Source organism: Sutcliffiella horikoshii (assembly GCF_020524325.1).
GTDB classification, from domain to species: domain Bacteria; phylum Bacillota; class Bacilli; order Bacillales; family Bacillaceae_I; genus Sutcliffiella_A; species Sutcliffiella_A horikoshii_D.
The window spans coordinates 1-1,749 of the sequence record NZ_JAIVKY010000025.1 but is presented as its reverse complement, the minus strand read 5'-3'; the positions used below and the strand labels follow the sequence as shown (position 1 = coordinate 1,749).

Here is a 1,749-nt window from a genome sequence, read left to right as displayed (position 1 = left end):
TGAGCCTCCTGATATGAACGAAACTGTCAAGGCCCCCACTCTTCTAGGTGTTTTTGTTTTGTTTTTGTGCAACTCTAAGAAGAGAAGCCGATTCTACTTCTTTTTCTTTTAAGCGTTTGTTGTTAGCGTTTACGCTAGGTTAACTCCTTCTTTAGCTTACAAACTTTCCCCTCATCCCATGGAATGGTTGTCAAGTGCTCTCCTTGACTGCCATTCCATGGGATGAGACGATCTTCAAGCTAAAGAAGGATTAATCTTACTCCTCCTTGTTAAAGAAGGTAAGAACACGGCACGAAGGCAAAAATTCAACTGCGGTTAGCATCCTGATATTCGTGGGTTTTCACATAGTATCTTTCCGTATAAAGGACTTTTCCACTAACTCGGCGCGTGCGTTAATCTATTTAGATATAGCACAGAGGAGGCGCGTGGATTTTCCTTTCCGGTTTTTAACTTTGCCTTCGAGCCCTATTCTCAGGCTCCTTAATAATACACTTTTTGCTTAGAAAAGTTACTTATTGAGCGTGTGGCACATCCTCAACCTCTTGCATAATTGCCCAAATAAAACCAGCTAGTTCTCTGGCAACTGCGGTTATGGTTTTGCCTTTTTCTTTCCCTTTTGAGACTAATCGATAATATTTTTTGTATAGTCGATTTTGAGCTTTCCAAGATATTGCTTGGATCGTTGGCGGTAGCCCATCTTGCCTTCTTTTCAAATTTCCTTTGACAGCGGGCTGATACCGGTAACTCCAAGCAGCCTCTACTAACAATCGGCGTACATGACGGTTTCCTGTTTTGGTAATTTCGCCTTGCTTCCTGGTATCTCCACTTGAATCCTCACTAGGAATTAATCCGACATATGCCATGAAATGCCTAGGAGTAGCGAAACGCTTGAAAGATCCAACTTCGGCTACAATACTTGTAGCCGTTAAAGTGGCAACTCCTCTCAAACTTTGAAGTGCTTGGATTTTTGGTGCGTGTTTACCTTCGGTAGCTTCTTGGGTAATTTCTTCATCTAGTCGTTTAATTCTTTGAGTTAATTCTTTTAGTTGATGATAGTACTCTTGAATTACCATTCGTAACGATGCATTCTCAAACTTTAATGTATCTAACCATCTGTAGTATTTAACCGTCCATTTATTAACTCCAGCTGGCGACTTAATATCATGACGGAGAAGAAATTTACTTAAACGATGCTTGGCTCTTAGCTCATCTTCTTTGGCATCTTCTCTGCATCTAATGAGATCTCTCAAAGCCTCATCTTCCGAGTTAGGTACATAGATAGAAGTCAACTCACCGGCACGATGTAATTGAGCTAGTCTGATGGAATCCCTACGATCTGTTTTAATTCTTTCTCCTGGCCTTTTTGGAATAAGAGATGGAGCTATGACATCGCAATGTACACCATGAGCAAGAAACAATCTATACAATGGATATCCAGTTGGACCAGCTTCATAGCAGAATCGAAGATTTTCTTTATTTCCTAACTTTTTAATCAACTTTCTAATGGCATCATTCGTGTGTGGGATAAGTCCCCAGTATCTAGGTGCTTCTCGTCCCTCTTCAGCAATCGCCACCGCAATTTTTTCTTTAGATACGTCTAAACCTACATATTTTATGGTATCCTGCATAATAACTAGCTCCTTCCGTAATGTAGCTCTGATTTGGTTTGTTTTTTTCAGTAAACATTCTAACCAAATTAACCTACGATTTTACGAGTAAGGAGCTAGTTTCGTTCATGATAACTCGGCT

The 1,749-nt window shown here is 40.3% G+C and carries 1 protein-coding gene; it reads right to left on the bottom strand.

Features of this window, described 5'->3' with window-relative positions:
• Nucleotides 1-512: 512 nt before the first annotated feature.
• Nucleotides 513-1,628 carry an IS110 family RNA-guided transposase gene (locus tag LC091_RS20285; protein ID WP_226683821.1) on the bottom strand — a complete coding sequence of 372 codons (1,116 nt, stop codon included), beginning with the start codon at nucleotides 1,626-1,628 and terminating at the stop codon, nucleotides 513-515.
• Nucleotides 1,629-1,749 lie beyond the last annotated feature (121 nt).